The 26,721-nt window shown below is 64.3% G+C and carries 22 protein-coding genes; 10 read left to right on the top strand and 12 right to left on the bottom strand.

Going from position 1 to position 26,721, the window contains the following annotated elements; all coding sequences use genetic code 11:
• Window positions 1-5: 5 nt before the first annotated feature.
• The 5 genes from GE027_RS04915 to GE027_RS04935 all read left to right on the top strand — a co-directional run bounded on the left by GE027_RS04915 (window position 6) and on the right by GE027_RS04935 (window position 5,326).
• Entirely contained in the window at window positions 6-1,697 is a 1,692-nt protein-coding gene (locus GE027_RS04915) for a YhjD/YihY/BrkB family envelope integrity protein (RefSeq protein WP_153556055.1), read from the top strand.
• Between the two features lie 148 nt (window positions 1,698-1,845).
• Window positions 1,846-3,273: a L,D-transpeptidase family protein gene (locus GE027_RS04920; RefSeq protein WP_153556056.1), complete on the top strand. Its 1,428-nt coding sequence runs from the start codon at window positions 1,846-1,848 to the stop codon at window positions 3,271-3,273.
• Between the two features lie 97 nt (window positions 3,274-3,370).
• Window positions 3,371-3,931: an orotate phosphoribosyltransferase gene (gene pyrE / locus GE027_RS04925; RefSeq protein WP_153556057.1), complete on the top strand. Its 561-nt coding sequence runs from the start codon at window positions 3,371-3,373 to the stop codon at window positions 3,929-3,931.
• Window positions 3,932-3,967: 36 nt separating this feature from the next.
• Complete coding sequence (locus tag GE027_RS04930; protein ID WP_153556058.1) at window positions 3,968-4,663, top strand: hypothetical protein; 696 nt, start codon at window positions 3,968-3,970, stop codon at window positions 4,661-4,663.
• A 63-nt stretch (window positions 4,664-4,726) separates the two neighbouring features.
• Window positions 4,727-5,326, top strand: coding sequence for a hypothetical protein (locus tag GE027_RS04935; RefSeq protein ID WP_153556059.1), 600 nt, complete (start codon window positions 4,727-4,729; stop codon window positions 5,324-5,326).
• Window positions 5,327-5,418: 92 nt separating this feature from the next.
• Here GE027_RS04935 and GE027_RS04940 read toward each other — a convergent pair whose 3' ends face one another.
• Entirely contained in the window at window positions 5,419-6,300 is an 882-nt protein-coding gene (locus GE027_RS04940; protein ID WP_153556060.1) for a phosphoribosylaminoimidazolesuccinocarboxamide synthase, read from the bottom strand.
• A gap of 396 nt (window positions 6,301-6,696) precedes the next feature.
• Between GE027_RS04940 and GE027_RS04945 the strand changes: the two genes are divergently transcribed.
• The 5 genes from GE027_RS04945 to GE027_RS04965 all read left to right on the top strand — a co-directional run bounded on the left by GE027_RS04945 (window position 6,697) and on the right by GE027_RS04965 (window position 15,945).
• Complete coding sequence (locus GE027_RS04945; protein ID WP_202617331.1) at window positions 6,697-9,003, top strand: TolC family protein; 2,307 nt, start codon at window positions 6,697-6,699, stop codon at window positions 9,001-9,003.
• A gap of 102 nt (window positions 9,004-9,105) precedes the next feature.
• Window positions 9,106-10,773: an ICP22 family protein gene (locus GE027_RS04950; protein WP_153556061.1), complete on the top strand. Its 1,668-nt coding sequence runs from the start codon at window positions 9,106-9,108 to the stop codon at window positions 10,771-10,773.
• Window positions 10,774-11,017: 244 nt separating this feature from the next.
• On the top strand, window positions 11,018-13,228 hold the full coding sequence (locus GE027_RS04955) for a TolC family protein (RefSeq protein ID WP_153556062.1): 2,211 nt from the start codon (window positions 11,018-11,020) through the stop codon (window positions 13,226-13,228).
• A 101-nt stretch (window positions 13,229-13,329) separates the two neighbouring features.
• Window positions 13,330-15,492 carry a sensor domain-containing diguanylate cyclase/phosphohydrolase gene (locus GE027_RS04960; protein ID WP_153556063.1) on the top strand — a complete coding sequence of 721 codons (2,163 nt, stop codon included), beginning with the start codon at window positions 13,330-13,332 and terminating at the stop codon, window positions 15,490-15,492.
• A gap of 162 nt (window positions 15,493-15,654) precedes the next feature.
• Entirely contained in the window at window positions 15,655-15,945 is a 291-nt protein-coding gene (locus tag GE027_RS04965) for a thymidine kinase (RefSeq protein ID WP_237607288.1), read from the top strand.
• 115 nt (window positions 15,946-16,060) lie between these two features.
• Here GE027_RS04965 and GE027_RS04970 read toward each other — a convergent pair whose 3' ends face one another.
• From GE027_RS04970 to GE027_RS05015, 11 genes are all read right to left on the bottom strand, one after another.
• Complete coding sequence (locus tag GE027_RS04970) at window positions 16,061-16,360, bottom strand: hypothetical protein (RefSeq protein WP_153556064.1); 300 nt, start codon at window positions 16,358-16,360, stop codon at window positions 16,061-16,063.
• A gap of 149 nt (window positions 16,361-16,509) precedes the next feature.
• Window positions 16,510-17,382: a hypothetical protein gene (locus GE027_RS04975; protein ID WP_153556065.1), complete on the bottom strand. Its 873-nt coding sequence runs from the start codon at window positions 17,380-17,382 to the stop codon at window positions 16,510-16,512.
• A 463-nt stretch (window positions 17,383-17,845) separates the two neighbouring features.
• Window positions 17,846-18,469, bottom strand: coding sequence for a superoxide dismutase (locus GE027_RS04980; protein ID WP_153556066.1), 624 nt, complete (start codon window positions 18,467-18,469; stop codon window positions 17,846-17,848).
• 122 nt (window positions 18,470-18,591) lie between these two features.
• A complete protein-coding gene (locus GE027_RS04985; RefSeq protein WP_153556067.1) occupies window positions 18,592-19,386 on the bottom strand; it encodes a hypothetical protein in 795 nt (264 codons plus the stop codon).
• 51 nt (window positions 19,387-19,437) lie between these two features.
• Window positions 19,438-20,028: a type IV pilus inner membrane component PilO gene (locus GE027_RS22795; RefSeq protein WP_162006577.1), complete on the bottom strand. Its 591-nt coding sequence runs from the start codon at window positions 20,026-20,028 to the stop codon at window positions 19,438-19,440.
• A complete protein-coding gene (locus tag GE027_RS22800) occupies window positions 20,028-20,624 on the bottom strand; it encodes a PilN domain-containing protein (protein ID WP_162006578.1) in 597 nt (198 codons plus the stop codon). The genes GE027_RS22795 and GE027_RS22800 overlap by 1 nt, the downstream gene beginning before the upstream one ends.
• Before the next feature lie 5 nt (window positions 20,625-20,629).
• Window positions 20,630-21,889 carry a type IV pilus biogenesis protein PilM gene (locus GE027_RS04995; RefSeq protein ID WP_162006579.1) on the bottom strand — a complete coding sequence of 420 codons (1,260 nt, stop codon included), beginning with the start codon at window positions 21,887-21,889 and terminating at the stop codon, window positions 20,630-20,632.
• Window positions 21,890-21,931: 42 nt separating this feature from the next.
• Window positions 21,932-23,143, bottom strand: coding sequence for a type II secretion system F family protein (locus tag GE027_RS05000; protein ID WP_153556070.1), 1,212 nt, complete (start codon window positions 23,141-23,143; stop codon window positions 21,932-21,934).
• A 26-nt stretch (window positions 23,144-23,169) separates the two neighbouring features.
• Entirely contained in the window at window positions 23,170-24,924 is a 1,755-nt protein-coding gene (locus tag GE027_RS05005; protein ID WP_153556071.1) for a GspE/PulE family protein, read from the bottom strand.
• Window positions 24,921-25,256 carry an STAS domain-containing protein gene (locus GE027_RS05010; RefSeq protein WP_153556072.1) on the bottom strand — a complete coding sequence of 112 codons (336 nt, stop codon included), beginning with the start codon at window positions 25,254-25,256 and terminating at the stop codon, window positions 24,921-24,923. The genes GE027_RS05005 and GE027_RS05010 overlap by 4 nt, the downstream gene beginning before the upstream one ends.
• Complete coding sequence (locus GE027_RS05015; RefSeq protein WP_162006580.1) at window positions 25,256-26,716, bottom strand: sensor histidine kinase; 1,461 nt, start codon at window positions 26,714-26,716, stop codon at window positions 25,256-25,258. Before GE027_RS05015 ends, GE027_RS05010 begins: the two co-directional genes overlap by 1 nt.
• Window positions 26,717-26,721: the final 5 nt, after the last annotated feature.

Below are 26,721 nucleotides of genomic sequence, written 5' to 3' on the forward strand. Positions count from 1 at the left end.
AACCGATGCTCCGACGCTCCGTGCGATACATGGCCGATGCGGTGCGGCGACCCCGTCAGGAACTGACACGTCGCCAGCAACAGGTACGCTTTTCCTGGGAATTGATCAGCCACTGTTGGCGAGTCCTACAGCGGCATCGGGCCCATGGGATGGCCGCGGAGTTGACCTACCGGACGATCTTCGCCTTGATCCCCCTGGCCGTGCTGGGGTTGGTGACGTTTAACATCGTCGGCGGGATGGACGAGGTACGGGACCGCGTCGAAGTCCAACTGTATGCCTTCTTCGGCGTGCCGGACATCGCCTACGAAGTCCGCGATGACGAACTGCCCATCGATCCGGTGCCCGACAACGTCATCCCGATCGATCCCATGGGGGCACCGGATCCGGACGCCGAGCCGATGCCCGAGGCGTTGCCGGCCGACCTGTCCGAGGGCCTGCCAGAGACCCTGTCCGAACCGCTGCCTTCGGGCAGCGACGGCGTGGGCAATCCGGCAATGCCGGGCGGCGACCCGGGGGTTCTCGACGGCGTAGACGGCCAGGATCCGTTGGTGGTCGCGGCACAGAGAGCGGCCGGCGCCGTGTCGGCCGAGGGCGGACCGGACGCGGAAGCCGAAGTCATCGCCGAGACGGCCGAAGCCGAACAGCAAGAGGAACGCAGTGCCGAAGCCAGCATCCGCCGGGCGCTCAGCGACAGTGTCGACAAGGTGGCCAACCTGGATTTCGCCAGCATCGGCTTGATCGGATTGTTGTTGTTCATCTATGCCGCCTTTGGTTTGACCGATTCGGTCGAAGAGGTCTTCAACGCCATCATCGAAGCGCCCAACAGCCGCCCCATCCACATGCGGTTTGCGATCCACTGGGCGGTCATCACCCTGGGTTCGGGGTTGTTGGCGATCAGTTTGTACCTCAGCGGCCAGTTCGTCGATTACCTGAGCGGAACCGCGTTGGGAGCCGGCAGCGGAATTTATTTGAAACACGTCACCGGCGTGCTGGCCAGCTGGGTGCTGCTGTTCTTGATGTACGCCCTGATGCCCAATACCAAGGTGTCGATTCGCGCTGCGGTCATCGGCGCTCTGGTGGCGGCCCTGCTGTGGGAATCGGCCAAGTTTGGTTTTCAGGTCTACGTGCGAACCGCCCTGCCGTATTCGGCCTTGTACGGTTCGCTGGGATTGATCCCGTTGTTTCTGTTTTGGGTCTACGTCACTTGGTGGATCTTTCTGTTCGGTTTGGTATGGACCTACACCCTGCAGACCATTCGCGGCCGCGTGCCCACCAAGGAAGAGGACGAAGCGGCCGTGGTCGCGTCAGGTGACCCCGACTGGATGCTGCCGGTGATGGTGGAGGTGGGGCGAGCCTTCGATGCGGGACGCAAGCTGACGCGCAGCGATCTGGTCGAACGCCTGGGATTGCCCGGCCGAGCCGTCGTTCATCTGTGCGAGGCGTTGGTCGAAGGCGGGCTGGTGCGCCGCAGCGACGGCGAGCCCGATGGGCATCTGTTGCCGTCGCGACCCTTGGACAAGATCACTGCCGAAGACGTCCTGAAGTTAAATCCCTATGCCCAGCCCGAAGCGATCCGCGGTCCGGCGTGGGCGCTGCTGGATCAATTGAACCAACAGCGCCGCGAGCTGGCCGCCAGTACGACCATCGAAGAACTGGTCGTTTCGGGGGATCCGCTGGGCCCGCCAAAATTGATCTAGCTGCGGACTCGCCACCTGGGCTATGGTGCCCCAAACGTATCCCCGCCGCCGGTGATCAACGGCGGAGGACGTGCGCGTGGACGGACTTTGCCGCCGGATCGACGCGGGAATCGAATTATCCGATCGCTGCAGGTCAAGGAGGACCGTGGTGCAAACTTTTAAAACAGCCGTGATCGTCGTGTTGATCGGGACCGTGGTGTGGGGCGTGTGCGTCTCGCTGACCACGCCGCCCGCGGAATTGCCCGAAGACATCATCGTCGCCATCAACGAAACCGATTCCGCCTTCCCCGATGGGACAGATTCCACGTTGGATGCCCTGGGTATCGATCCGGGACTTCCCGATGCTCTGGATGCCGGCGCCCCACCGCACCATCACCATCACGAGGAAGGCCATCACCATCACGAGGAAGGATTGCACCACGACGAAGACGGCGGAGTGATCGGTTCCTTCTCCGACTCGACCACGGCGGCAGGCGACAAACCTACGCAGGTTGCTGGAGACAATCGCCTGCCTCGGCCCCCGGTCGGGGTTGAACCGCCGGTCATCGAATCGGGCCGGACCTACGAATCGACCGGCCAGGACCGTTTTCAGTTGCCCGATCCCAGTTCGCTGGCGCCCTCGGTGGCCACGCAGGAAGACGCCGGACAGGCGACGCCGACCGATTCCGATCCGGCTGCCGACGCCCGGCTCGATCTGGCCATGACCGCTCCTGCAAACACCGATTCGGCAGACGCTTCCGCCGCCGGCGGTGGTTATCAATTCCCCAATATGCAGGCCGGTTCGGACGCCGCCGCCGGTGACGCCTTGGCTCTGCCCGGCGACACGGCCGATGTCGGCGACACGGCCGATGCCGGCGAGATGGCCGACGCACCATCGAGCACCAATGTGGGGTTGGCCAACGCGATCCTGGCCGCCGACGGTCACGTCGAAGCGGACCGGATGAAGGAGGCCCTGACCACGCTCAGCCTGTTCTACAACGCGCCGGACCTGACCGACACCGAACGCGAACAATTGCTCAGCCGCCTCGACCCATTGGCCGGCGAAGTCATTTACTCTCGGTTGCACCTGTTGGAGCAGCCCTACCGGGTCGGCAAAAATGAAACACTGATGGAGATCGCAGCGAAGTACGAAGTCCCCTGGCAATTGTTGGCCAACATCAACGGCATCGAGGATCCGGTGGTGGTGATGCCGGGCACGGAACTGAAGGTCGTTCGCGGACCCTTCCGTGCGGAGGTGAATCTCCAATCCGCAGAACTGACCCTGATGCTGGGCGAACTGTACGCCGGCCGCTTTCCGATCACGCTGGGCAGCGATCCGGCACCCCAGCCGGGAACCTACACCGTGCGGGACAAGCAAGCCGGCAAGACGTACCGCGATGCCAATGGGAATTCGATCGCCGCCGGGGATCCACAGAACCCCTTCGGAAACGTGTGGTTGGATTTGGGGCAACAGATGTGCATTCACGGCGGTGCGGCCGCCGCGATGGGCAAAGGCTGCATCGCGCTCGAGCCGGCCGATGCCGAAGACGTGTACGGGATCCTCTCGCAGGGTTCGACCATCAGCATCCGGCGGTAAACGGTTCCCCGGCGGGGACGGTTCCCCGATGGCGCTTGGGCCGTCACAATGCCTCCCGTCAACCCACCGTTCCACCACCGTTTGAAAGAGCGCAGCGATGAATCATTTCGATGCCGATGCCCTGAAACAATTGCTCCGCAGCGAAGCACTCCAGTTCGGCAACTTTACTTTGGCCAGCGGCAAGCAGGCGTCCTATTACCTGGACTGTCGCAACCTGACGCTGCATCCCCAGGCAGCCAATCTGATCGCCGCCGGGATGCTCAAGCAGATGGACGAGAACGGGCCGCTGCCCGATGCCGTGGGCGGGATGGCCATCGGTGCCGACCCGATCACCGCGGCGATCGTGACCGTGGCCGGCCAACGCGATCTACCGCTGCGGGGGTTCATGGTTCGCAAGGAACCCAAGGATCACGGCACCGGACGACAGGTCGAAGGTCCGGTCAAAGCCGGCCAGCGAGTGGTCATTGTCGAAGACGTGATCACCAGCGGTGGCAGCGCGCTCAAGGCGGTCGACGCCGCCGAAGCGTTTGGTTTGAAGGTGATCGGCGTGCTGGGGATCATCGATCGTTTGGCCGGTGGCCAGGAAGCGTTCGCGCAGCGCGGGATCCAGCTGCAGACCCTGTTTACGATCCGAGATTTCGGCATCGAACCCGAATAACGCTCGCGTTTCTCCCAGCCCCGAGGCAGCGACGCCATGGAAACCTCCCTTCATCGCCAGTTAAAACAGTCCTACGCTGGCGGCGCCGACGAGGTGGAAGTGACCATGGGGCCCTACCGCATCGATGCGGTTTGCGATGGCGAATTGGTCGAGGTCCAGCACGGTTCGTTGGTGGCGATTCGCGACAAGATCCAGCGCTTGCTGGAGGAGCACCGGGTCCGCGTCGTCAAGCCGATCATCGGCCGCAAACGCATCGTACGCCAGAGGTCGGCCGACGGCCCGGTCGCCAGTCGCCGCTACAGTCCCAGCCGCGGCAGCGTCCTGGAGCTGTTTGATGAACTGGTCTATTTCACGCGCGTGTTTCCGCACAGTCGCCTGGTCTTGGAAGTGCCGGTCGTGGAAGTGGAGGAGTGGCGATTGCCGCCGACACGGTCACGTCGCCGCCGCCGCCAGGCCAAGTACCGCGTCAAGGACGTCGTGTTGACCCGCGTCCTACAGACGCATCGCTTTGTCGATAGTTCCCAACTGCTGCCGTTGATCGACTCGGAGCGGTTGACGCAGCCGTTCTGTACGGCTCAACTCGCTGGCGTCCTGGAGGTCGAGCGTTGGGTGGCCCAGCGGATCGCCTATGTGCTCCGCGAAACCGGGGCGATCGCCGCGGTGGGCCGCCGTGGCAACACGATCCTGTACGCGACCCCTGAGACACAATCGGCGTTGACCGCCGCGGCCTAGATGCCGTAACACGGGCTCGTATCAAACCTACCAATACCGCTTTCAGCAAGGATGCAAATAGCAATGGCCAAGTTTGCAATGGGATTCGGCGTCGTCCTTCTCACGTTGTCGCTTTCCGGATGTGGTTCGAAACCTCCCGTCGCCGAAGATGCCCCCCAGGATTCGGCCGCCGCGCCGGCTGCCTCGGCGCAGGCCAACGCCCAGAGCGCCACCGAAGCTCCGACCGCCGTGGTCAGCGAGTTTCTCGATCGTATCCGCCGCGGCGGTGCCGCTCAGGTGGAAGCCGTGCGGTTGTTGACCGCGCGGGCGCAAGCCGAATGCCAACGCACCGGATTGAAGATGGATTCGATGGGCGCACCCGATGCACGTTTCGAAGTGACTCGCAGCCAACCGGCTCCCGACGCCGAAGACGCCGCCCTGGTCCACTCGGTCTGGACCGAACCCGTGGCCGACGGCACCGAAACGACCAACGAAGTGGTGTGGTTGATGAAGAAAGAAGACGCCGGTTGGCGAATCTCGGGTCTGGTGTTGCAGGTGGCCGAGGACGTGGACCCGATCGCGATCGATTTTGAGGACGGCGATCAAGCCGCCGCAGTGCTCGGCGCCGCCGCCCCGGCCGCAGAAGCCACCGCCGCCGCACCGGCCGCTACCGAACAGCGGTAGTTGGTTGTTGGTTGTTGGTTGTTAGTTGTTAGTTGATGGGTCCTTGTTAACCGACAACCGACAACCATCAACCGACAACCGGCAACCGACACCTACTGCGTCAACCGCTCGTAGGCTTCTCGATATTTGGCCTGGGTTTTGGCGATGATCTCCGCCGGCAGCGCCGGCGGCGGGCTGTTGCGGTCCCAGTCGCTGCGGCTGAGCCATTCGCGAACGAACTGTTTGTCGAACGAACGCTGGGCGTGGCCCGGTTCGTATTCGTCGGCGGCCCAGAATCGCGAGCTGTCGGGCGTCAGCACCTCGTCGACGAGAATTAATTCGCCGTCGACCAAGCCGAATTCGAACTTGGTGTCGGCGATGATCAGGCCGCGGCCGCGAGCGTGCTCGGCGGCCTGGCGGTAGATCTCCAGCGAAGCCGTCCGCAAGCGGCCGGCCAGGTCTTCGCCAATCTGCTGGGCCATCCACTCGTAACTGACGTTTTCGTCGTGCCCGTGTTCGGCTTTGGTGGCCGGCGTGAAGATCGGTTCGGGCAGAGCCTCGCACTGCCGCAATCCGGCCGGCAGCGAGACCCCGCACACGGCCCCGTTCTGCTGGTATTCCTGCCAGCCGCTGCCTTCGAGGTAGCCGCGGACGACGCACTCAAACGGCACCACCTGGGCTTTGCGGACGACCATCGAGCGGCCGCGGAGCGGTTCGGCGTCGATGCCCTCCAGGCGGCCGAGCGGCAGATCAACGCTGACCAGATGATTGGGAAAGTCCAGCAGCGTGAACCAGAACCGGCTGAGGCGGGTCAGCAATTCGCCTTTGCCGGCGATCCCCACCGGCAGGATCCAGTCGAAAGCGCTGATCCGGTCGGTGCTGACGACCAGCAGTTCGTCGCCCAAATCGTACACGTCGCGAACCTTCCCGGTCCGCTTCGGCAGGGGCAGGTCGGTACTCAACAGGGCCCCGGCGGCATCGGTTTGAAAGTTCATAGGGATCGATTGGCAAGCGTAGAGAATCGAGCAAAGCATGTTGCTAGCGGATTTTAGTGCGGCGCGGTGGGGCGCCAATGCCGCCAGCGTCGCCTTTCGGCAGTGTTGCCTCCAGCTACTTTCGCGGAGCGAAAGGCGACCCTCCCGCTGCGCGGGAGGGTGTTGTCGCGGGGTTTCACCGAAAGATTTATGCCGACGTGCTTAGTTTGCCGGAAAATAGTCTTTAATCGTCAAAGTTTACCGCGGCGGCGGTCGATACTTGCTTTCGGGCGGATGGACCAGGCTTGGCAACAGGCTGGGTCCATTCGATAGGGGGGCTTCCATTTCAATGGTCACAGGACTGCGCTGCGGCACTTCGCCGCTCGCGGAATCGGACACTGGCAAGGAAGCCTAAAGATGAATCGTCGGCTGTTTCGCTACGCCGCTATTATCCAGCTCGCGTTGACGGTGATCACGTCGATCGGTTGCACACCAACGCAACCGTTCTTCCTGAATGAATCGCCGAACCTGCAGTATTATCTCGATACCGCTGCGGAGATCGAGTATCCGGACGTGCAGGTCGATTCGTTGGCCGAGACGACCGAGTCGCTGCCGCCGCTGACGATCGATAATCACGAATTCGAGTACTGGGACCTCTCGCTGGAGGACTGCGTCAGTATCGCCTTGCAGAACAGCAAGTTCTTCGTGACCACCGGCGGAACGGCCGAGCAACGCCAGAACGTGGCGGCTCAGTTCACCAGCGGCCAAGCGGCTCAGTTCGGTTCGGTCTACGACGTGGCGATCCAGCAGAGCACCACGCAGTCGGTGCCGCTGACGGTCGACAGCCAGGGCAACCGCGTGCTGCCCCGCGGCGCACCTCGGGCCAACCAGGTGGGCGGCGTCGAGGACGCGTTGGCCGAGTTCGATGCCCAGGTCAGCGGGTTCTTCAACGTCGCCACGACCGACCGCGTCCGCAACGTCGGCCCGGGCAACGTCTTCAACCCCCAGCAATTCCAGGCTTTCGACAGCACGCAACAGCTGGCGATCAGCAAGCGGACGGCGACCGGTGGCGTGTTGACCCTGCGAGAGCAGGTGGTCTACGCTCGCAACAACGTGCAAACCAACGACGTCGGGCGTCAGGTGCCCAGCGATTACACGGCCGTGATCGAAGCCCAGTGGCAGCATCCGCTGATGCGAAACCGCGGGACCCTGATCAACCGTTTGCCGGTCGTCCTGGCCAGCTTGAACGAAGACAACACCCTGCACGATTTTGAGATCTCGGTCCGCAACCTGGTCCGCGACGTCGAGAACTCGTACTGGGATCTGTACGTCGCCTACCGCAACGTGGAAACGGCCATGATCGGCCGCAACAGCGCCCAGGCCACGGCGGAATACGCCAAACAAAACCTTTCCGGTGGTAAAGGCACGACCCAGGACGTGGCGCAGGCCGCCGGCCAATACTTCCAGTTCCGCAGCCAGTTGGAATCGGCGTTGACCGGTTCGAACGTGCCGGGCCTCGATCGCTTGGGCGTCTACGGGGCGGAACGCGTGTTGCGCGAGAAGATGGGCTTGGCGCCGACCGACAGCCGCCTGATTCGGCCTGTCGACGAACCGTCGCTTGCCCGTATCAATTTCGACTGGGAACAGGCTGTCTGTGAGATGCTGGCCCTCAGCCCCGAGCTGCGACGCTCGCGCACGGAAGTCAAAAAGTCCGAACTGGAATTGATCGGTGCCAAGAACCGGTTGTTGCCCGAGTTGAACTTTTCGCTGCTGTACCGCTGGGTCGGTGTGGGCGACACGCTGGGACCTTCCAGCGGCAGCGACATCCCGGCTCCCAACGCCGGTTCGTCGGCTCTGGCGGAGTTGACCGGCGGCGATTACCAGGAGATCGGAGCTCGGCTCGAATACACCCCCGCAGCGATCGGCAAGCGACGTCCGCTGGCCGACGTGCGGAACAAGCAATTGGTGCTGGCTCGCAACCGCGACTACGTGCGGGAACAGGAACGCCTGCTGGTCAGCCAGTTGAGCGACGCGTTCGGCAAGCAGCGAACGCACTACCACCTGATCCAGACCACGGCCCAGCAGTTGGCCGCCTACGACCGCGAAGTCGAAGCGCGTCTGGCCCTGTACCGCAACGGTCTGAGCCCGGTGAACGAAGTGCTGCAGAGCCAGCTGCGTCGTGCTCAGGCCCAGATCAGCTACTACCAGGCTCTGGCGGAATACAACAAATCGCTGAACTACATCCACTACCTGAAAGGCACGCTGCTGCTGGAGTGCGGGATCGAGCTGGAAGAAGGCCCCTGGCCGAAGAAGGCTTACTGGGACGCGATCGAGCGGGCTCGGGAACGAACCGCGGGCAAGAAGATCCGCTACGGCGTCACCCGTCCGAACGTCGTCCGCCGCGGTCCGGTCCACCCGGTGGCTCCGGCCCCCGCCGGCGACGCCCAACTGCTCGCCCCCGGCGGAGCGGTCATCCTGGAAGCCGACGACAGCGGCTATGAGGTGATCGAACCCACGCAGGACAACGGGATCGAGATCGTGCCGCCGGGCGAATCGATTCTGGAGGACGCTCCGGTGGGTTCGGGAGCCGCTCCGCAGGGTTCGGGAGCTGCTCCGCAGGGTTCGCCGGCTCCGGCCGACGGGGCCGCCTGGCAGGAGCAGGCCGCCCAGGAGATCGCCCCGGTGGTGCACCGCACGCCGCTGCCGGCACGGGGCGGAAAGTAACCAACGGCTCGCCGGCGGCGGACTTGATGTTGCTCCGGCCGCCGCGGCTGGGCTACCTTCCACCCCGGCTTTGTTCCTTCGGTCTTTCCTTCCGGCACATCCATGGCAGCTTACCGGCGACCCCAACTCGCAGAGCGCCGCCGGCGCGTGATCTACGCCCACGGTTTGGACCAGCGACGCGGCCCCTCCAAGGCCGCCGTGGCGGCACGTCGTCAAGCGCGGCGGCCTCACGCCGCCTACGGAGCTCGGGTGCATCGCCGCTTGCGGGCTCGCTGGTTTGCCCTGGTGCCGGTCCGCCGCCGCAGTTTGTCGGCGGCCATCGTTGCCGTCGCCTGCCTGGCCGCGCTGTTGACGCTGGGCCACTGGGCGGCCACGTCCTGGGCTCCGTTGGCCTACAAGTCCGAACTTGCCCGGCCGCTGCTGCTGGGACGCCCGGATAGTTTTGGCTCGTGGCTGGCCCTGTTGCTGTTGACCACGGCCAGCGTGGCCGCGTTCTTGATCTATCAACTGCGGCGCTATCGCAGCGACGACTACCAGGGACACTATCGCATCTGGCGGCCGGTGATCCTGGTCCTGGCCGTAGCCGGTTTGGACGTCCTCGTGGGATTGGTCGACTGGGGCGGTGCGCTGCTGGACAGGTGTTTGGGCGAGCGTCAGGTGCTGGCCGGGGATGACTGGTTGCGGTTGCTGTTGACCGTCGGCGGGGCCGCTCTGGGATTGCGTTTGACGGCGGAGATCTGGCGTTCACGCGTGGCTACGGTCGCGCTGGCCATCGCCGCGATGATGTTGGCCTATCCGGCCCTGGTGCATTGGCGTTTTGTTTCCGCCGCGACGCCGGCAACCGTCCTGTGGCTGGCCGCCGCGCCGCTGTGGGCCTATGCGGCGATTTGGGTCGCGATGGTCGCCTACCTGCGCCTGTTGTATCGCGACGTCCGTCAGATCGATGCCAACGACCGCCTGGCCGATCGCCTCCGCGAATGGAAGATCGTGCAGTGGTTCGACCGCACGCGACGCGCCGAGCTGCGGCTGGTCGAAGAAGACGCTCGGCCGGAAGATGCCGAAGCGGAGCACGCTGAGTCCGATAACGCGGAGCCAGATGATGAGGACACGGAACCGGGACGCCTGCGACGCTGGGTCCGCTGGCCTAAAGCGTTGTCGCGGCGTCAACCGGCGGGCAACGAAGACGGCGCGGACGAAGGCGACGCGTACGGAGACGATCAGGGCATCGAGGTAGAGCAGGACGTCGATGCGGAGCAGGACGTCGAGTCCGATGCGGACACCGAGGAAGACGACACCGAGGAAGCGCCGCGCGAAAAACGTCGCTTGGGTTTCAAACTGAAATGGTTTGGCAAGCGGCGCTCGCGGTCCGAGCCGGCCGGAGAAACCGAATCCGAGCCGCCGGAGGACGACGAAGCGGCCGAGCCGGAGTCCGCAGAGCAGGGCGGGGCGGAAGATGAGGAAGAGGTCGAGCCCAAGCGGCCGCGTCGCTGGTTCGGTTTGCGGGCTGCCAGGGGGCCGTCCGAGCCGGCGGATGCCAGTGCGGATGATTCCGCCAGCAATACGGACCACGAGGAGTCAGCCGCAGCGGCGGACGCTACGGACGGTTCGCAGAAAGTGGCTGGCAACGAAGAGGCCGGCAGCAACCAGGGCTCTGGCGACGATGAGGATGCCGAGCCGCTGGATCCCGAATCGATCGACTGGTCCTCGATGAACAAAGCCGAACGACGGCGGATGCGCCGCGAACTGAAACGCCGCGGCAAAGCGGCCTAGACTCGCGCCCCCAGTGGCACAGGCTTTGTAATCGTTACAGCTTCGCCGACGGTGCGGTTTGCGTTGACTTTGACGGCTCTTTGGAATGTTTGGCAGCGAACGTTGATTCCAGTTGCTCTCGGTCCACCGCCGATACGGTCTGTACGGTTCGTAGCGTGTGGGCTGCGCACCGTATTCGCTCTCCCTCAGCAAGAGATGGCCTGCGGTGTCGAAGCTACGAACAGAATCATGGTGTCGCTACCTCATGCTCGTGACGGTGCTGGTCCACAGCGGATGCAGCCTCGCCCAGCGGATTCCGCCGGGGCCGCACGACACGACCACGTCCTATCATGATCGGGTGGGGCTGCAGATCGAGTACCCGCAGGTTTCCGCCTGCACCGAGAACTCGCCGCCCGAAGCGACGGGAGCCACCGAGCCACTGGCTTTTGAGGACCCGTCGGAGCTGCCGGCTTGGGACCTGACGTTGGAGGAGGCCGTTCGCTTGGCCGTCGGCAACAGCCCGGCGCTGCGGACCCTGGGCGGGGCCGTGGTGACGTCGCCTCAGGCGACCACGACGGTCTACGACCCGGCGCTCGCCCACGCCAATCCCCAGCTGGGCGTCGAAGCCGCGTTGTCGGCCTTCGACGCGCAGTACAGCGGCCAGTTGTACTGGACCAAGGTGGACCAACCGACCAACGTCCAGCGTGGCGGGCTGGGGGCGGCCTTCAATCCGGTGGCCCTGCAGGAAACCAACGCCGTTTTCACCAACGAATTGGCCAAGCAGACCGCGCAGGGTGCCGGTTTCGCGCTGCGGCACGTGGTCAACTACAACCGCACCAACCGCCCGTTTCGGCAGTTTCCCAGCGACTTCATCGGGTTTGTCGAAGCCGAATGGCGCCAGCCGCTGATGCAGGGTGCCGGGACGTACTACAACCAGATCGCCGGGCCCAACGCTCCGATCGGCCAGTACAACGGGGTGCTGATCGCCCGCATCAACGAAGACGTCTCGCTGGCCGATTTCGAAGCCGCGGTGATCACGTTGGTGGCCGATGTCGAGCAGGCTTACTGGGAACTGTACGAGGGCTACCGGTTGCTCGAAGCGAACCTGCGTGGTCGCGAAGCGGCCCTGCAGACGTTCCAGTTCCAGGAGACGCGTTTGGAAGCGGGGATCGCTAGCCCGGATGAAGAAGCCCAGGCACGATCGCAATTCTTCCAGTTCCATGCTCAGGTTCAGAACACCCTGGCCGGACCGTCGGGACTGTATGCCGCGGAACAGCGCCTGCGGTACCTGCTCGGTTTGCCCGCGACCGACGGTCGCTTGATCAAGCCCGTCTCCCGCCCCGCGACCGCCGAAGTCGTATTCGACTGGAACAGTGCGCTCAACCAAGCGCTCTCGCGCCGCGTCGAAATCCGGCGTCAGAAGTGGAACATCAAACGGCGCGAGCTGGAGTTGGTGGCGTCGCGTCTGAATCGTCGCCCCCGCTTGGACTTCCTCGGTCAATACCGCTGGCGCGGCTTGGGCGATCACCTGATCGGTGACAACGATGGCCAGCCGCTGGATAACCTGTACGGTTCGATCACCGGCGGGGACTATCAGGAATGGCAAGCCGGGTTGGAGCTGAGTTTCCCGGTCGGCTTGCGAGCGGCCAGCAATGCGGTGGCCCATGCGAGATTGAATGTGGCCCGCGAACGGGCCCTGCTGAACGAGACCGAACTGCGGGTCAGTCATGATCTGTCCGCGGCGGCTCGCGAACTGCAACGGGCTCATACGCTGCTGGAAACCAACTACCACCGCTATCAAGCCGACCTGCGGCAAATGGAAGTCTTGCTGCAGCGGTACGTCCAGGAACTGGACAATATTAATTTCTACCTGCAAGCCCAACGCCAGGTGCTGCAGAGCGAGTCGGACTTCTACCGCGCAATCACCGCCTATAACTTGGCAATCCGCGAACTGCATCGTCAGAAGGGCACGCTGTTGGCCTACAACCACGTGGCGCTGAATGAAGGACCGTGGGCTGCCGGAGCGATGAACGACGCCTACCAACGCGGCCGCTTCTTCAAGGCTCGCCAGAATCCTGGTGCGGTCGAGATGACGCCGCCGGTCAGCGCCGGACCGTTCGACCCGTCCCAGCCCGCCCCGCAGACGGCTGCCCTGGATGCGGTGCCCGAGTTTATCCTCGACCAGCGTCCGGTGGTTACGGCCGGCCCGGCTCGATTGCCCGAGGTGGAGTCGGAGGTGCAAACCAGCCGTCCGGCGGCCAACCCCGCGGCGGCCAACCCCGCGGCGGCGGTCGATCAGGGGCCGGTCACCTTTGCTCCGTCCCCGATGTTGAACTCGGCCGTGGGCCATCGCCCGGGTGCCGACCCGGCCGCCACGGTGCAGCCACCGCCGGCGGCCCTGCCACCGGCGGCCGCCGGTGATGGCGAGGCGGAATCGTCGGTCAGTCTCAAGCGGTTGCTCGAGCGGTATCGTTGATCTCGAACAGTTCTGGATAATTTCGTTGCCTCGGCCGCAGGCGTGACCTAAGTTTCCGCATCAGGAATCAATGTCGACGCCTCTACGCTAGCCGGCCTGGAATGTCTGGAACCTCCTCCCCCCTCGATCCGATCAACGGTTTCTCGTCACCCGCCGCATTGCCCTTGAGCGGGGGCACGCCGGAGGAAGCCGACCAGGCGATCGAAAATCGCCTGGCCATGGTCCGTTTGGGCATGGCGACCGCTCTGTACTACGCCCTGCGGACCAAGCATCCGCCCACGGCCGCGCATTCTTTGCGCGTCGCCGTGGGATGTTCGCTGTGGGCCGAGCGCATGCGTTTGCCCGCCGAGATGCGGGACCGTATCGAGGTGGCGGCGCTATTGCACGATATCGGCAAGATCGGGATCCCCGACAACGTATTGCGCAAGCCCGGCAAACTGTCGGTCGCCGAACAATTGACGATGGACCTGTATCCGCGGCTGGGATGCGAGATCCTGTCGGGATGCACCAACGACGCCGAACTGCTGTCGATCGTCCGTTACAGCCACGCCTGGTTCGACAGCCGCCGCAACCGCGACGCTCCGCGAGCCCAGTCGATCCCGTTGGGCGCTCGCATGTTGGCGATCGTCGGCGCGGTCGATGCGATGACGACCGACCAGGTGTACCGGCCGGCAATGAGCCGCGAACGCGCGATCAGTGAATTGATGGCCGGCAGCGGCACGCAGTTCGATCCGGAACTGGTGCACGACTACTGCCGCATGGTTCAGACCCAATCCGAAACGGTTCCCCGGGGAGTCGTCACGCGGTGGTTGCAGCAATTGTCCGACAGCCGTGACGATGGACCCTGGGGTGCCGGCAACGTGATCGGCAGCACCGACATCGCCCGCGTCGATTGTCACCAGCGGTACCACAGCCAATTGTTCGATCACATGCACGACGGTGTCGTCTTTGTAGACGCCGACGGCATCGTGATCGGTTGGAATCGCGCCTTGGAACGGCTCTCGGGCGTGATGTCCGAGGCCGCGTGCGAACACCTTTGGACACCGGAGCTGATCGAGCTCGAGGACAGCGACGACCAGGCGATCGATACCGAGAATTGTCCGGTTTATGAATGCCTGCGAAGCGGCGTGTTCAGCAGTCATCAATTGCAGATTCGCGGACGCGAGGCGAACCGCGTGCCCGTGCACGTGCACATCTCGGCCGTCAGCGGTCGCCGCGGCGAAACGATCGGAGCGCTAGCGATCTTCCACGATGCCTCACGCCAAACCAGTCTCGAAGAACGATTGGTGGCGCTGCATGAGAAGGCGACCAAGGACGCCCTGACCGGGGTGGACAACCGCGGCCAGTTCGATCGCGCCTTGGCGGAGTTGACCGATTTCGCCAGCAGCAGCGGGCCGACGTTCAGCTTGATCATCTGTGACATCGATCGCTTCAAACAGATCAATGACGTCCACGGGCATCAGGCCGGCGACGAAGCCCTGGTGCAGTTCGCCCGCGTTCTGCAAAAACACGCTCGGGAAGGGGATCTGGTGTGTCGCTACGGCGGCGAGGAGTTCGTCGTGCTGAGCCCCTCGAGCGACAATCCAACGGCCACCCGCCGCGCCGAAGCCATCCGCAAAACCATCGAGCAGACGCCGGTCGAGGCGCTTGGCGGCGCCCCCCTGACGGCCAGCTTTGGCGTGACCGAGTACCAGTCCGGCGACAGTCCCGAGACGGTCCTCGCCCGCGCCGACCGAGCACTGCTGCGAGCCAAGGACACCGGCCGTAACCGTGTGGTCCAATTGGGGGCCGGTCGCAGCAGTGATGAAGCCACCGTGGACCCGCGCGGCGGTGCGCTGGCCGGGCTAATGTCCTGGTGGGAGGGCGGCGAACAGAGCCAGACCGAGCTGCAGGTCCACACGCCGGTTCCACGCGATCTGGCCATCGAGAAACTGCGCGGCTTTATTGCCGATCACAGCGCCGAAGTCCTGTCGGTCAGCGAGGACGAAGTCCGCGTGCGGCTGAACGTCCTGTACAGTCTGGGAGGTCGTCGCCGAGCGGACCATCGGATCGGGTTTGAAATCTCGATGCAACTGGAAGAGCAACCGCAGGACACCGACCCCCAGGCCGCGCCGCTGGCCCAAACGGTCGTCCACGTCCAGCTCTGGCCCATCCGGCAACGCGATCGCCGCCTGCGAGAGCTGGCCAGTTGTATCGATCAGGTGATCGCCAGCCTGAAAAGCTATCTGGTCGGCAGCGTCGTACGCTCGGCCACCGCCCCGTAAAGAGCCACCGCCCCGTAAAGAGCCACCGCAGCGGGTATAGAGCCACCGCAGCGGGTATAGACAGCCGGCTATAATCGCTCGTCTGCCCGGCCGACTGGGACCGCGGGGTTTTGGGGAGAGCCTCGGGCAGCCGAGTTTGTTCCTGCATCCCGGTCGCTTCGTATGCCTCCTGCCCAACCCTCGCCGTGCCGTTTGTGCCAGCGGGTGACCAAATTAGGGACGACCGAGCATCATCTGATCCCGCGTACGTGCCATCGCAACCGTTGGTTTCAGAAACGCTTTAGCCGCGAGCAGATGCGGCAGACGATCTCGGTCTGCCGGGATTGCCACCGCGCAATCCACAAGCTGATTCCGCGGGAAAAAGATCTGGGGCGTTTTCACAATACGCCCGAAAGCCTGTTGGAGCACGACGAGTTGGCGAAATTCGTCGCCTGGGTACGCCGCCGCCGCTAGGGTAGCCGATCGCCAGCGATTGGATCGAGACGGCGCAAAGGTCCGACGTCTGGCGACTTCAGCTACGGCCAGCTCCTGATCAAATGGGGACGCCGACGCAGCAACGCTCTGCGGGCTACTCGATGCCCACTTCCTCTTTGACCTTTTGCACAAAGTGCGGGCTCTTGCCGCCCTTGCTCAGCTCGGCAGCCCGTTTCTCGGCTTCGCTCTTCTGGTCGTATTCGAAGACGGCGATCCGCTTGAGGCTTTGGCTGAACACGCCCCAGTACATCTTCATGCGAACTTCGGTGGCCGGTTTCGCTTTGGTTTTGCGTTTGGCCGTTTTGGTCTTTTTCTTCTTCTTGGCCGACTTTTCGGCTTCGGCCGCTTCGGCTTCAGCGACCTTGTCTTTGCGGCTAACGACTCGACGCGCCATAGTAGTAATTAGGGGTGCGTAGGACGATGGGGAGAAAGTGGCTCGACAGAAGAGATAAGGATACTCATCGCGAGCCGTTTTGCCTACCAGAGCCGATTCAAATTGGCGAGCCGTCGCACTGCTGCTGATTTGGCCAGAATGGGGACCGCTCAGCGGACGTAGCTGCCCGGATAGGCACTGCCCGAAGTGCTGCCGGGCTGGTACGGAGCCGCCGGCGTGTAGGCGGGCGGGGCGGCAGCGGTCTGGGCCGCTGGGCCGGACGCGGCTCCGGGGACGGCGTAGCCGTACGGATTGGCGGGGTTGCCGGCCGCTGCGGCGGGCGATTGGTTGGCGACCGCAGCGTTGTCGGCCCCGGGCAAGCTGTAGGCGGATCCGCCGTAGGCCGGCGCCGTACTGGAAGCGGCCGGGGTGGCCGAGCCGGCGGAGCTGCCGGGCAGGGAGTAACCGCCCGCGGTGCTGGCATACGCGTTACCGCCCGCCGGGGCGTTGCCAGCGGGTTGCGTCTGGCCGCCGGCCGCTTGCCCTTGGTCGCTGGCGGGGCCGCCGTACTGGTATCCGCCGGCGGTCGCGGCTTGCGCATAGCCACCGTAGTTGCCCGCCGCGGCGGTCTGCGCGGTTGGGGACGCGGCGGTGTTACCGAGGCTGGCGTTGTAGTAGCCGTTGGCTCCGGCGGCGGCAGCGTTGGGTACCGAACCGGCCGGAGGAGTCACTGCGTAGGCACCCGAAGCACTACCGCTCGCGGACGCCGGGTTGCCAGCCGGTGAACCTGTGTCGGCCGATTGGGGCGAGGCGGTTCCGCCGGCCACCGAAGCGATTGCCGCGGGCGTCGCGTTCTGCGAAGGCGGAGCCGGGTAGGTGGTCGAAGGACCATCGCCGGCCAACGCTTCGGCCGAAGGTTTCTTGCCCCATCCGAACGTGTTCCAGCTGGGGGCGCTCATGCCGCCGCGGCATCCGGTCGAAGCGGCGACCGCGACCGCGCAGCCGGCCAATAGGACTTGGCGTACGTGGGTTCGGTAACGCATCAGTTCCATCCTTGGTAGTGACAAATCGCAGGATTGCCGGTTCGCAGACCCGGCCAGCCGCGATCATATTAGCTGAGGTTGAATCATTCGTGTTTCCATCACAATCGATGGCGCCGCCTACAGAGAAGTCTTTCGACCAGCAGGACTGGCGGATTTGAATTATTCGGCAAAAACTTCCCCGGCATTCCTTGCCAAAAAAAGCTTCGCATCCTGGGTCTCGGGGACCGTAGGACTTGCCGCAGCCGCCCGTCAAGATCAATCAGGCTCGTCGCTGAAGTCGCCATACTTGGGACGCGCGGCGTTCGACGCCGCTACCTCCAAACGCTGGCGAGTTCAGCTACGAATTCTCTCACCTGGACCCGTCTATGCCCCTATAAAAACAGCTCGGCTGCGAACAGCCGAGCTGACAAACATTCGTAGGCGGGTTGCGGGACGAGCCCGCTACCTTTACGGGACGAGCCTGTTACTTGGCCGCTTCGTAGCGTTTGGCGACGGCGTCCCAGTCGACCACGTTCCAGAACGCGGCGATGTAGTCGGGGCGACGGTTTTGGTAGTTCAGGTAGTAGGCATGTTCCCAAACGTCCAGTCCCAGGATCGGCGTGCCACTCATCCCGGCCACGTCTTTACCCATCAGCGGGTTGTCCTGATTGGCCGTGCTGCCAACGGCCAATTTACCTCCGTCGACAACCAACCAGGCCCAGCCGCTGCCGAAGCGTGTGGCGGCGGCCGCAGCGAACTTTTCTTGGAACGCTTCGAAGCTGCCGAAAGCGGAATCGATCGCTTCGGCCAATGCGCCGGAGGGTTTGCCGCCCTTGCCCGGACCCAATACGGTCCAGAACAGAGAGTGGTTGGCGTGACCACCGCCGTTGTTGCGGACCGCGCCCCGTTTGTCGGCCGGCACTGCCGAGAGGTTCTGGATCACTTCCTCAACCGGCTTGTCGGCCAGGTCCGTGCCCGCCAACGCATCGTTGACCTTGCTGACGTAACCTTGGTGATGCTTGCCGTGATGGATCTCCATCGTCTTGGCATCGATATGCGGTTCCAAAGCGTCGTGAGCGTAAGGCAAATCAGGAAGGGTGTAAGCCATTGGGATGGGCTCCAAAGATACGTGGAGAGAAACCGCCGGGCTTCGGCACAGCGAAGACCCAGGATGTGGGTCCGTACTGTGTTGACCATAACGCCCCGGACACCCATCGCAAAGCGGGGGCTCTATAGCTCCGCCGGCCCGCCGCCCGGTCCCGCCGGCTCGCTGGGCCCGACGCGCGGCCCGCTGGACCCGACGCGTGGCTCGCTGGGCCGAACGAGGATCTCGTCGGGCGTGATCTGCACAACCCGGTAGCCTTCGGCCAAACGGTCCCCTTCGCGAATCAGACGGTTGCCTTCCAACAACGCAATCCGACCGTGTTCGCTATGAAGGATCGCTTGCAAGCGTCCCACGGACTCCGGATCGAGCTGCTCGACAGACACTGTGTGCGAATGTTCATCGGCCGCGTCGTCATCCACAGCGTGGTCGCTTGCGGCGACCGCCGCCGATTCGCTGGCCGCGGTGCCCGGCGACGTCCAAGACGTGCCCGATGTCGCCACCGCGGGCGCCGGCTGGCGCAAGCGGTCGACCAGGCGGGTCATGTCCTGCGCCATCTGCCACCACGACAGCGCGCCCTCGGCCGCTTCCTCCGATGCCACCGGTCCGGCGTCCCTTGCAACGGGCGAAGCGCTGTCGGCCGTTGCGGATCCGCTTTCGCTTTCGGTTTTGGTTTCCGGTGGCAGGAACGGGTTTTCGGCGGTGATGTGTTCTAGGTTCCAGCGCGGCCACGGCCGCGCGGTCGTCACCTCGGATGACGCAGCCCCGGCCGGTGATGCCGCGACCGGCGCAGCGGGTGGAGGCGGAGGCGTGGTTTCCTTGGCGGGCCAGAACAGCACGGCAAACAAGACCGCGACCAGCAACGGGATCACCACGCGTTTGAGCTGTTGTTGTCGCCGCAGCGCGGCTTCGTCGGTTGTCATGCTGGAAGTCCTCTTTACTTATTTTTCACAGGCGAGAAGCCCGGGCGAGGGTTAAGCGGTTTCGGGTGCTTGGAGGCTGTGCGCGAGGGTGATTCGCAGTTCCATGGCCATGCTCGACTTGCCGGCTTGCGGAGCCGTCAGGGACAGGTTGCCGATGCGACACATCCGCGGCAACCGCTGCAGGCCGGCGGCAAACTGGCACAACCCTTCGTAGGATCCTTCCAGACGCAGCACCAGTTCGGTTTCCTGGTGTGTGGGGTGTTGGTGCCGCGCCCCCGGCCGGTAGTCGCGAATCTGCAAGCCGCTCTGCTGGGCCAGTTGGGTCAGCTGGTCCAGGAACTGGATTTCGCCGGCTTGGTCCGGGATGCGGCGGTGGACCTGCTGTTCGCGCTGGCGCGCCGCGGCGAGGGCGGCTTCGCTCTGGTCACGCCGCTGGGCGATCTCGGCGGCGCGAGCCAGGGTGGTCGAGGCTCGGTGGCATTCGGCGCGCAGTCGCCCGCAGTGGGCGTCCAGTCGCCCGTAGGCGACAATGCCGGTCATCAGGATCGCCGCGGCCAGGGTGGCGCCGATGGCATGCAGGACGCAGGAGACGGTCCGCATGGACATCCGGCCGGCGTAGCGATGGCAAAGGGTGTTCAACATCAGTGCACCAGTTCGAGATGAAAGTGGCGTCCGCCGCTGGCGCCGCTGGGCGCGTCGCTGGAGGATCTCAGATCGACCTTGGCAAAGACTTCGTAGGAGCGCAGCTGGGCGACGAACTGGGACAGGGCCGCATCGCTGCTGGCCCAGCCATGCAGGCTGACCTGGATCCGCAGCGGCGATGCGGAGACCGGTGTCGCGGTGGCGGCAGCGGTTTGCGAAGTGGGAGCGCGACCGTCGGACTGCAGATGGAATCGCAACGTCTGAACGTCGCCGGTCGTGGCGGCGGCGCTTTGCGCGATCATCCCCAGGACCGGCAGGGTCGGGTCCGGCGGCAACAGGTTCTCGGTCGCAACGGTTTGTTTTTCCAGCCGAGCTCGTTGTGTTTCCAGTCGCGCGATCTGCGATTGTTGTCGCTCGAGCGGTTCGATTCGCTGCCGGACAGTTTCGGTTTGACGGTTCAAACTCGCCAATTGCCAGCCGCCGACGCCCATCGCTGCGATGCTGATCAGCAAACATGCCGAGCATAGCGTCAACCATGTTTTGACACGGCTGCGCAGCATCAGCAGCAAACGAAATTCTTCATGCAACAGATTCATCGACATCACAGCGGCTCCCAGAAACTATCGGACAACTGGCGAGCGGCCGCGAACAGGGCCGGGTGTCCGGCAGACGGCTGCGTGGCCGGCTCTGGGGTCGGAGCGCCGCTGTGGCCGGCGGCACAAACGTCCAGCGAGAGCTGCGGAGCCAGAAAGCGGTCCAGGGAGCGAACCTCGGCGCCGCCGCCGGTGATCCACAGGCGTTTGGGAAACTGATCGGGGTACTGCGCCGAGGCATAGCCCAGGGTCCGCTGGATTTCCTCCAGCAATCTTTCCAGGGCGGGGGCGACCAGGCCGGTGAGGAGCGAACGGCCTCGCGGCGACGTGGGTTCCGGTCCCAGACCCACTTCCCCGAGCAACAGCTGACTTTCTTCGGCCGTCAACTGCAGATGCTGGCTTAGCAACCGGTGCAGCGGAGCCAGGCCACAGTCGCCCAGGGAGCGGCAGAACCCCGGTCGACCTTGTTGGCAAAAGACGATCTGAGCGGCGTGGTCATCGATGTGCAGGACCGCCGCCGGTTCCGCCGACAAGGTATCGCTCGCCCGGCGGAAGGTATCGCTCGCCCGGCGGCTCACCCGCTGTACCGCCCGCGCCAAGACCGTGGGCAAACAGGCCAACACGCGGCATTCCAGGCCGCACTCGAGCAAACGCTCGGTGACGCGCTGGGAGATTTCGTAATCGGCCGCGACCACCGTCACTTCGGCCAGATCGCCGGTGGCGGGTTTGCAGTTCCAGAAGGCAAACGTAAACGGTTTGCCGAATCCCAGTTCGTCGCTCAATTCGTCTCGCACCATCGCCCGCATCTCTGTTGGGCTGCCGGCCGGGATTTCGAACTGCCGCAGAGGCAGCAGGTGCGGGGGCAAGGTCAACGCGACCCGGTTGCCGCGGAACATCGACCGCAAGCGAGGCCACTGGGTGAGCAATTGATCCAGGGCCGCATCCAAACCCTGCAGGTCACGGGCACCCTGCAGGTCTGGATCGTTCTGGCCGCCGGCCCAGGACAGCTGCCACTGAGCACTCGGCTGGCTCCGGCCGCTGCCACGGATCTGTTGAGCGATCTGGATGGTTTGGGAGCCGATTTCGATCCCGATGTAGCCGTAGCCGGCCGGGCGCAGGTTCCAGGCTCGGGGAAAGCGGTTCCGCGGCCGGGGAAGGCCAGCGGTCGGGGCAGGTGATGGATGCGACGAAGCCCCTCCGCCGCGCAGCCGCGGCAGTCGGTGCGACGTTTCGGAAAACGCCTCGGTGAGGGACGATACGAGACTCATCATGTGGCTCCGGTGTTTGCGTCCGCTGGAGCGCAAAGGAAATTAGTGCGGTGTAGAGGACACGTCTAACAAGGGTAGGACAACCGAGAGGATGACGCCGGCAACAATGACTCCCAAAACCACAATCACCGCCGGTTCCAGGACTTTCACCAGGTCGCGGATGTTCTGCTCGCCCTCTTCTTCGTAGTACTGCCCCACGCTTTGCAGCACCTCGCCCAGATTGCCGCTGCGTTCGGCCGTGGCCACCATCTGCGCGGCGCCGGCCGGCAGGTACTTGGCCTCGCGCAGCGGTTTGCCCATGCCTTCGCCGTTCAGAACATCGCTTTCCAGTTTCTCAAACAGGTCTCGGAACAGCCGGTTATGAACCGAATCACGACACAGCCGAATCCCATCGATCAAGGGCACGCCGGTCGACAGCATCGAACCCAACAGGCGAAAGCAACGACCGGTCAGCAGCGGCCGAGTGGCATGGCGAACCACCGCGAAATTTAAACTGACGTGGTCCAGCAGGCGGCCCACCATTCGGGTGTTTCGCAGCAGAGTAACCGCCGTCGCCAAGGCCACCGCAGTACCCAGTACCAACAGTCGATGTTCGTTGACGATCTGTCCGAAATCCAGCATCACCCGGGTGATCGGTGGTGCCGGGCGGCCCAGGTCGTCGAAGACTTTGGAGAACTGCGGCAGGATAAAAAACACCAGAGCGATCAGCACCAGGACCGTCACCGCGCACAGGACGATCGGGTACATCAGCATCGACCAGACGGCGGCTCGCAAGCGGATGTCGCCGCGGACCAGTTCGGTCAATCGTTTCAGGACTGCATTGATGCTGCCGGATTGCTCGCCAGCGGCCACGCCCGCGACCAGGGTGCGGTCGAACACATGCGGGTGACGCGACAGCGCTTCGCTGAATGAGACGCCGGCCGAGATGTCCTCGTGTACTTCGCGCAAGACCTTGCGAAAGGCCAGGTTGGTGATGTTGTCCGCCACGTTCTTGATGGCTTCGGCGATATCGACGCCGGCCTGGCACATGATGTTCAACTGAGACAACATCATCAGCAGGTCGGTGCGTTTGATGCCGCGTCCCGAACGCGGTTTGGCGGTGTTGCCGGCGGCCAGGTCTTGGACGGCTTGGATGTTGACGACCAATAACCCGTCACGGCGCAGTTGCTGGCGGGCTGCGGGCAGGCTTTCCGCTTCTAGTTTGGCGGTGACCGACGCGCCGGTGCGTTGTTTGGCGGTGTATTGAAATTGCATGATGCCAGAGAGCGTGTGACCGTGTTCTATTCGAAGTGGGCGACGCGCATGATCTCCTCCAGGCTGGTGCGACCGGCTTCGGCCATCCGCAGACCTTCATCCATCAGCAGCGTGCCACCTTGGTCCAGGTGACAGGCGCGGAGCTCGTCCAGTTCCGCTCGGCGGCCGATCATCTGCCGCATCCGTCGATCCACCGAAAGGATTTCGTAGATCCCCAGTCGTCCCTGGTAGCCGGTGTCGTAGCACTGTCGGCAGCCCTCACCGCGGGTGAACGGGCGGCGGGCGTCGCCGGTGTAACCGATCGAAGCCAACAGTTCGGCGCCCGCGTAGTGGGTGGTTTTGCACTTGGGACAGATCGTGCGTACCAGCCGTTGGGCGATCACGCCGACCAGGGCCGCGGCGATCTTGAATGGTTCGACGCCCATGTCGGCCAGTCGCGTTACCGCGCTGATGCTGTCGTTGGTGTGCAGCGTGCTGAGCACCAGGTGGCCGGTGAGGGCGGCTTGGATGGCGACGGTGGCGGTTTCCGCATCGCGGATCTCGCCCACCATGATCACGTCGGGGTCTTGGCGAAGGATGGACCGCAGGGCCGAGGGAAAGGACATCGCCTTGGACGCTCCCACGGGCACCTGGTTGATCTGTTCCAGCTGGTATTCGACCGGGTCTTCGACCGTGACGATGTTACGGTGTACGGATTTGATCAATTCCAGGGCCGAGTACAGCGTGGTGGTTTTGCCGCTGCCCGTCGGTCCGGTGACGAGAATCAATCCGTGCGGCCGCGCCAACATCTTTTTGGTCGTCTGCAGCAGCGGTGCGGGCACGCCCAGTTCGTCCAGATTGAACGTCACGTTCTTGCGGTCCAGCACCCGCATCACGACCTTTTCGCCCAGGATGGTGGGCAGCGTGGAGACGCGGAGGTCGATTTCGCGGCCTTCGACCAGGACGTGGATGCGGCCGTCCTGCGGCAAGCGGTGCTCGGCGATATCCAGTTTGGCCATCACCTTCAGCCGCGAAACCAGAGCCGCATGGAAGTCGCGTCGGGGCCGCAGCACCTCGCGCAACTGGCCGTCGACGCGCAGTCGCACCGTGGTGCAGCGATGGCCCGGTTCGACGTGGATGTCGCTGGCCTTCTGACGCAGGGCGTTGACGATCACAAAGTTCACGAGGTTGACGATGGGGCTGCCATCGGCCAACGATTCGATGTCGCCCAAGTCGATGTCGACCGTGTCGTTCTGGACTTCGACCGCATCGGGCGACATGTCCGCACTGATCGCGTCGACCGCGAAATCGTCTTCGTAGCATCGCGGAATCGCGTTTTCGATCGCCGCCCGCAGCGCCAACACCGGGGCCACGCGGAGCCCGGTCAGGCGTTCGATTTCGTCGATGTGACGCAGGTTCCGTGGGTCGGCCATGGCCACCGTCAGGGTGCCGTGGACACGGAACATGACCAGCGCGCACAACTGTTGGGCTTTGGCCCGCGGCAGCAGCCGGACCACGGCCGGGTCGACCAGTCCGTCGCGCAGGCGAGCTGCCGGCACGCCGCACTGTTGTCCCAGCACGCGCAGCAGCGTGCTCTCGTCGACGAAGCCCAGTTCCAGCAGGGTTTCGCCCAGCTTGGTGTTCTTTTGAGAATGCTGGTTCAGGGCCGCGGACAATTCGTCGCTGCTGAGCGCCCCGGCCTGAACCAAGCGTTCGCCCAGCGGGACCCGCGGGGCGGCGAACGCCGGCGGAATCGCGGCCGGTGCGGACGGTGCGAGCGGTGTCGCGTGGGTGGTGGTCATTGTGCGAAACTCCCCGCGGCCGACACCACGTTATCAAACACCACGAAATGGTCGGTCATCCGCGTGGCCTGCAGGATCTCGCGGCAAAGGGTGGTCGGCGCGGCCAGCTCGAACGCACCACCGCAGGCGTCGCAGCGGCGACGCACGTCCCAGATCCATTCCAGGGCCGCGCTGTCCAGCAGGGGCACCTGTTGCAGGTCCAGCACCATCTTGGGCGGCGCGGCGGCAAAGCACGGTTCGATCCGCTGGTTCAGCGTCTCGATACTTTCGGCGGTCAACGGTTGGTTGGCGGCCAACAGCCACACGGTTCCCTGTTGCTTGACGTCCAGCATCAGTTTTGCTCCGTCGGGGCCGGCAGCGACAGCGTGAACCGCGAGCCTTCGTTCAGCACGCTTTCAATACTCAGTTTGCCGCCGTGCAGGCGAGCGACTTGCTGGGCAAAGGCCACGCCCAGTCCGCTGCCGGGAATGTCCTGGATGCGGGAGTCGTGACAGCGGTAGAACTTTTCGCCGATGCGCGACAGCTCTTCGGCGGCGATGCCGATCCCGGTGTCTTCGACGTGGACGTGGACTTGCTGTTTGTCCTGTTCGACCTTCAGCCGCACCTCGCCGCCTTCGGGCGTGTATTTGATGGCGTTGCCCAGCAGGTTGACCAGGGCCGCGGCCAGTTTGTCTTTGTCCGCCTGCAACTTCGGCAGTTTCGGCGGCAACACGCTCTCGACGACCAGTTGCTTTTGCCGGGCCTGGGGTTTGACGTTCTCCAGGACTTCCTGCAGCAGACGTTCCAGATCCGTTTCGTGACGGGTGGCTCCCATCGCGCCCGATTCCATCTGGCTGACGTCCAGCAGTTCGTCGATAAATCGAGCCAGCCGCGTGGCTTCGGCATTGATGATATTGAAGAACCCTTTCTGCTTTTCGATATCGATGTCGGCATCGAGCGTCAGGGTTTCGGCATAGGCTTTGATGTTGGCCAGAGGCGTGCGCAGCTCGTGCGTGGCGGTGAACACGAATTCGTTTCGCATCTCTTCGCTCAGGCGTTGCTGGGTGGTATCGCGGATCATCCACACCAGTCCGGCGGGCGCTGCGGCGCCGTTGTCATCGCACAGCGGCACCCGGGCGACCCGCAGTACGCCGTCGGCCGTGGTCGCTCCGCGGCGCAGCTCGCCCGTGACCTTGCTGGCGGAGTGAACCAGTTGTTGCAGGATTGGGTTGTCGGTGGATCCCGCCCACTGCTGGAGCAACTCGGCGAGGCGTTCCCCGCTCAAATCGCGGCCCGGATCCAGTCCCAAGACATGGCTGAGGGCCGGGTTGACCGCTTCGATGTCGCCGCTGGGGTTGGTGATGGCGATGCCTTCGGGCAGGTGTTCGAAAGCGGCTTGCCAACGTCCCCCATTGGCGTCGCGGAACGCGGTAGCCAGCCGCGTGGCCAACGCGTCGGCACGATCCGAACGCCCGATTCGCTCGAGCAGGTTGTTCCAGCCGGCGGCCACCGAACCGGCTTCGCACAGCGGCTGGAGGGCGTCGGTCGCGGGGGAGCCGTTCTGGCTGGCGTCGCCCAGGGTCCGCAGTTGGGCTTCGATCGTGCCCGGCACGCGGGCCACACTGCGCAGCATCCAGCCACCCAACAACAGGACCGCCAAGGGCACGGCGACGGCGACGGTCGCCACGCGGTGGGAGTGGTCTTGCAAGGAGAATTGAATGGCCAGGGTTCCGGCCAACACACAGGCCAGGCCGAACGCCAAATGACGTTCGACCAACCGTTGGGCCAGCGAGAGATCGGAGGATTGCGACATGGGGC

Source organism: Roseimaritima sediminicola (genome assembly GCF_009618275.1).
Lineage (GTDB): Bacteria > Planctomycetota > Planctomycetia > Pirellulales > Pirellulaceae > Roseimaritima > Roseimaritima sediminicola.

Bases quoted from the DNA above. Each gene is read 5' to 3' on its own strand.
- GE027_RS04915 (WP_153556055.1), top strand. From the start codon at position 6: ATGCTCCGACGCTCCGTGCGATACATGGCCGATGCGGTGCGGCGACCC.
- pyrE (WP_153556057.1), top strand. From the start codon at position 3,371: ATGAATCATTTCGATGCCGATGCCCTGAAACAATTGCTCCGCAGCGAA.
- GE027_RS04930 (WP_153556058.1), top strand. From the start codon at position 3,968: ATGGAAACCTCCCTTCATCGCCAGTTAAAACAGTCCTACGCTGGCGGC.
- GE027_RS04935 (WP_153556059.1), top strand. From the start codon at position 4,727: ATGGCCAAGTTTGCAATGGGATTCGGCGTCGTCCTTCTCACGTTGTCG.
- GE027_RS04940 (WP_153556060.1), bottom strand. From the start codon at position 6,300: ATGAACTTTCAAACCGATGCCGCCGGGGCCCTGTTGAGTACCGACCTG.
- GE027_RS04945 (WP_202617331.1), top strand. From the start codon at position 6,697: ATGAATCGTCGGCTGTTTCGCTACGCCGCTATTATCCAGCTCGCGTTG.
- GE027_RS04950 (WP_153556061.1), top strand. From the start codon at position 9,106: ATGGCAGCTTACCGGCGACCCCAACTCGCAGAGCGCCGCCGGCGCGTG.
- GE027_RS04955 (WP_153556062.1), top strand. From the start codon at position 11,018: ATGCTCGTGACGGTGCTGGTCCACAGCGGATGCAGCCTCGCCCAGCGG.
- GE027_RS04960 (WP_153556063.1), top strand. From the start codon at position 13,330: ATGTCTGGAACCTCCTCCCCCCTCGATCCGATCAACGGTTTCTCGTCA.
- GE027_RS04965 (WP_237607288.1), top strand. From the start codon at position 15,655: ATGCCTCCTGCCCAACCCTCGCCGTGCCGTTTGTGCCAGCGGGTGACC.
- GE027_RS04970 (WP_153556064.1), bottom strand. From the start codon at position 16,360: ATGGCGCGTCGAGTCGTTAGCCGCAAAGACAAGGTCGCTGAAGCCGAA.
- GE027_RS04975 (WP_153556065.1), bottom strand. From the start codon at position 17,382: ATGCGTTACCGAACCCACGTACGCCAAGTCCTATTGGCCGGCTGCGCG.
- GE027_RS04980 (WP_153556066.1), bottom strand. From the start codon at position 18,469: ATGGCTTACACCCTTCCTGATTTGCCTTACGCTCACGACGCTTTGGAA.
- GE027_RS04985 (WP_153556067.1), bottom strand. From the start codon at position 19,386: ATGACAACCGACGAAGCCGCGCTGCGGCGACAACAACAGCTCAAACGC.
- GE027_RS22795 (WP_162006577.1), bottom strand. From the start codon at position 20,028: ATGTTGAACACCCTTTGCCATCGCTACGCCGGCCGGATGTCCATGCGG.
- GE027_RS22800 (WP_162006578.1), bottom strand. From the start codon at position 20,624: ATGAATCTGTTGCATGAAGAATTTCGTTTGCTGCTGATGCTGCGCAGC.
- GE027_RS04995 (WP_162006579.1), bottom strand. From the start codon at position 21,889: ATGAGTCTCGTATCGTCCCTCACCGAGGCGTTTTCCGAAACGTCGCAC.
- GE027_RS05000 (WP_153556070.1), bottom strand. From the start codon at position 23,143: ATGCAATTTCAATACACCGCCAAACAACGCACCGGCGCGTCGGTCACC.
- GE027_RS05005 (WP_153556071.1), bottom strand. From the start codon at position 24,924: ATGACCACCACCCACGCGACACCGCTCGCACCGTCCGCACCGGCCGCG.
- GE027_RS05010 (WP_153556072.1), bottom strand. From the start codon at position 25,256: ATGCTGGACGTCAAGCAACAGGGAACCGTGTGGCTGTTGGCCGCCAAC.
- GE027_RS05015 (WP_162006580.1), bottom strand. From the start codon at position 26,716: ATGTCGCAATCCTCCGATCTCTCGCTGGCCCAACGGTTGGTCGAACGT.